Origin of the sequence: Jutongia huaianensis (assembly GCF_014384985.1) — a bacterium.
Classification (GTDB): Bacteria; Bacillota; Clostridia; order Lachnospirales; family Lachnospiraceae; genus Jutongia; species Jutongia huaianensis.
The window spans coordinates 1-4039 of sequence record NZ_JACRSX010000041.1 but is presented as its reverse complement, the minus strand read 5'-3'; the positions used below and the strand labels follow the sequence as shown (position 1 = coordinate 4039).

At 37.6% G+C, this 4039-nt stretch carries 4 protein-coding genes; all 4 read left to right on the top strand.

Going from position 1 to position 4039, the window contains the following annotated elements; genetic code table 11:
- Positions 1-222: 222 nt before the first annotated feature.
- Positions 223-1641, top strand: coding sequence for an AMP-binding protein (locus tag H8704_RS13890; RefSeq protein WP_249298662.1), 1419 nt, complete (start codon positions 223-225; stop codon positions 1639-1641).
- A 12-nt stretch (positions 1642-1653) separates the two neighbouring features.
- Entirely contained in the window at positions 1654-2076 is a 423-nt protein-coding gene (locus H8704_RS13885; protein WP_249298661.1) for a DUF6483 family protein, read from the top strand.
- Between the two features lie 108 nt (positions 2077-2184).
- Positions 2185-3726: a DUF4362 domain-containing protein gene (locus H8704_RS13880; RefSeq protein WP_249298660.1), complete on the top strand. Its 1542-nt coding sequence runs from the start codon at positions 2185-2187 to the stop codon at positions 3724-3726.
- Positions 3727-3781: 55 nt separating this feature from the next.
- On the top strand, positions 3782-4039 hold a 258-nt coding region (locus H8704_RS13875), incomplete at its 3' end, for an acyl carrier protein (RefSeq protein ID WP_249298659.1).

Genomic DNA, 4039 nt, shown 5'->3' with positions numbered 1-4039 from the left:
ATGGCTTCCCGTCAATTTTCCGACGGGAAAAAGCTGGAGAAGCAGGAGCAGTTTCAGTTATTGGAGGGGTTGGAGTGGTTCTTTCAGTATAAGGAGGGAAAGTCTGTGCCGGATGACCTGACGTTTGGAAAACAACTGATTGTGGAAGAAAAGTAATACAATCAGAAGAACGTGTGGGATAAAGACAGGATGATTTTAAAGTAATGTTTTTGGAGAAATCAAATGAGTGGATCAGTGATTAACAAAACTGTGATACGCAGAGAGATTACACATATAAACAGAATATATTCAGAGACAGCCTCTCGGAAAAAGCTGATTTTGCTAGTCAGTGATAATTCTTTGGAGGCTGTTTCGTTATACTGCTATCACATAAAAAAGAGAAATACTGTGTTTTTGGTAGGAAACGCAAAGAGAGTTTCCGATATAGCGGCATTGATAGATCGTTTTATGCCGGATGAGATATTTATGGATCGGGAGAAAATCAGGGATGCAAAGTTGGAGTCTGCTTTGTACACGGAAATAGAGGAGGATTATCAGACCTGTTCTTCATACTATCAGTATGTAAAGTTTCAAAGGATACAGGAGTTTCAGAATGGATTGTATGATGATTTGGCATTACTTATGGTGACTTCCGGTAGTATTGGAAATGGAAAGATTGTGGCGTTATCTTATGATAATCTTCGAAGTAATGCGCAGGCAATTATTGAATCATTGGAAATTGATGAAAATGACAGGGCAGGAGTGATGCTTCCAATATCTTATGTATATGGGTTGTCGGTGGTAAATAGTCATTTACTGGCAGATGCGGAACTTTTGCTTCCGCAAGGTAATATGTTTCAGAGAGAATATTGGGACTTTTTAGAGGAACACAGAGTGACCTCCTTTTGTGGTGTTCCATATACTTATGAGATTTTGGATTGTTTAAGAATTCTATCCAAACCATGGAAGGAATTGAGGCTTCTGACGCAGGCAGGAGGAGCAATGAGTTGCGAAATGAAACAGAAGTTGCTAGAGTGGATTTATGACAGGAGGCAGCGAGGGATTAAGACACATTTGGCAATTATGTATGGTCAGACGGAGGCAACAGCAAGAATGAGTACATTCTTTTTAGATCAGCATCCGGAAAAGATGAATAGTGTAGGCAGGGCAATATCTGGTGGGTTTTTTCAGATAAAAAATGGGGATCATACAGGAGCCGGAGATATTTATTATCATGGTGCAAATGTATGTCTGGGATATGTGGAAGAAAGGGCGGAGTTGGAAGAGGATGCAGTTGTATGGAGACAGAAGAGCAATCTTTTGGATACCGGAGATGTGGGTAAGCTTGATGAAGAAGGATATCTTTATATTACTGGTAGAAAAAAGAGATTTATAAAGTGCAATGGAGTACGAATAAGTCTGGATGAACTGGAAAGAGGTATAGAAAATAAATGGGCAATTCCGGTGGTATGTGTTTCAAAGGCTTTAGACGAACAGATTTTGTTGTTTATCAGGACGAAGGATTTTAGAAATATTGATATAATGGAATTGACAGAATACCTGCGGCAGCTTGGGATTCGAAGGGAACAGTATCAGATTCGAAAGATTCAGGCATTTCATTATTGTGATAATGGAAAGCTTGATTATGCCAGTTTCAAATAAGAGGAGACGTGTATGGAATTTGAAAATAATGGGTTAAAAAACAGCATTGCAGGAACCTTGCGGTTAGTCGGGATACTGATATCAGGGGCATGGAGTGATAAATATAAGCAGCCGAAGTTTATAGAAAATGCGGCACAGGAAGATTTTTATCAAAGATTGTTGCAAAAGATTGACCGGGGGGAAATCAATGAGGCAGAAAATGAACTGCTTGCGTATATGGAAGGGAAAAGAAGTGTCGAAAAGGCGGCATTAAAAGATATAGGAACAGTGGATAATACGATATTAGATATGGCTCTTAGTGTGTATGGGTATATGAATGAAAAAGAAGATATTTTTTTGGAACAGAATAATTACTGCCGGCAAGAAATTGAAGAGGGAATACGGGGAATGCTGATGAGGTTCGGTGTCAGTATTCCTGCAGATAGCTGGTTTTAGGAATCCTCAGGATAAGTTGTAGTTAATTTTACATGCAACATTCTGGAAATAAAAGACACATATCTATAACCGATGTTTACAGATGTGATGGGAAGGCAGGATATGTGGATGAAAAAGATATTTAAAATAAAATGGATCGTTTTAATAACACGTATTTTTGTGGGAATTATTTTATTATGGATCATTATGAGAAGCGGCATTGTGGGAAGCGTTATGTATTGGGCCGGTTTGGAGAAGAGTCATATTAAAATCGATATTCAGGAAGTGTACGACATGAATAAGATGCCCTTTGGAGGATATTATCCGACCTTTCAGGTGTCATCTGCAGCAGGGAAGACAATTTTGGTCACGACCACCAGGGGGAAGGTGCTTAACGTGACAAAATGTGAGAAGAGAATGCAGGCGGGAGAAAAAATAATGCCGCTTCGTACCTACGCACTCAGTAAAGGGAATGCGTCCTTCTGGTGGGGAAGTGACAGCGAGAAATGGTGGAATAGCAATGATACATATTTCATTTATGTGACTGCACAGAAATATGGTGTTGTTTTGGAGCGGCGCAGATTTTTGGTTAAGAAATATAAAGATAAAAAATATCTGATCAAGGGGAAAAATATCACGAAAACAGAAGAAACAGGAGCATTGATCGTTGATCGGCGGAAGGATGTTCAGCGGATTACAGATACTTACGGAGGGGAAACGTGGGAAACATTAAAGCTTGATTTTAATCAGCTGAAAAGAAATGCCTCTCCTGATTTTGAAATTGCCAGAGGAGCATTTCGGAATTGCTATGAGTTGAAAAATATTGTAATAGAAAACTGGAATGATGATATTTCCCTTACGATTGATAAAGAGGCATTTTTAAATTGCGCCAATGATCTGACGGTATACTGTCCGAAGCAGACGAAGCTGCAAAAAAGACTTCAGGAGCTGGGTGTTCGCTGGAAGGAATATCGCAAAGAAGATTGGGAAAAGATACAGGGTTCCCCATATGTCGTAATGAGTACGGTATATGAGGTATATAATCACGGAACATTAGGGGAGAAGGTGAAACTGCCGGCAATTACAAAGAAGGTTGCAGAGGGAGCATTTTCGGATATTTATAGGAAAAAGCAGGTTACATCGTATCAGGGACGCGACAGGAAAAAGGTGAAAAAACATTTGGAACAGTATCCGATGAATTTTGACGATTTAAAAGAAACAGACGTTTTTGTAAATACAAGTTCATATGCATTGAGAAAAGAAAAACTGAATGATTTTATTGAGTCAGTACAACAGGGAGAAAACAAGAGTGTGGATATAGTTACTTTTACAATAGAAGGTGATCCTGTTCTTGTTTATATTCAATATAATGGAAAGAACTTTTATTGTTATGAAAGTTTTGAAAATGATTCTTATGCCGCAAAAAGTGCAAGGCAATTTAATGAAAAGAACTATAAATACATGTATTTGTGGGATATACCGGATGAAGAATTCGGTGATATTGATTTGTCGAAAATGGATACAGGATTTCAACAATTCGTATTGTCAAATGAGAAGTTGGGGGATTATTCTACGTTTAAAAAAATGAAAGATGATAGTTATTCTATTAAGGTATCACCGTTTAATTCGGAAAAAGCGGTAAAAGAATATTTACAACGGAGTAATAAATAGTAAAATTGTTCCATAATGGATTGTGTAACGTCTTGATTGGAAGTCGCGTGAAAAAATGAGGGAGATTTTAAATAAAAATATGAACAGAGAGTATGACAATAAAGATGATATTACAAGGGATATAATAAAAATAGAGTTAATAAATATTATAATCCGTTTTATGCCATGCAGGAAACAGATAGCTCTTGATGAGGAAACAGATATTGTTAGTGAACTAGAATATGATTCTATTGCTTTGGTAGAATTGCTAAATGAGATTGAAGAAAGATTTGGTGTTGATTTTATTGATCTACCGGATTTCGCTGAAAGATTT

Bases quoted from the DNA above. Each gene is read 5' to 3' on its own strand.
- H8704_RS13890 (WP_249298662.1), top strand. From the start codon at position 223: ATGAGTGGATCAGTGATTAACAAAACTGTGATACGCAGAGAGATTACA.
- H8704_RS13885 (WP_249298661.1), top strand. From the start codon at position 1,654: ATGGAATTTGAAAATAATGGGTTAAAAAACAGCATTGCAGGAACCTTG.
- H8704_RS13880 (WP_249298660.1), top strand. From the start codon at position 2,185: ATGAAAAAGATATTTAAAATAAAATGGATCGTTTTAATAACACGTATT.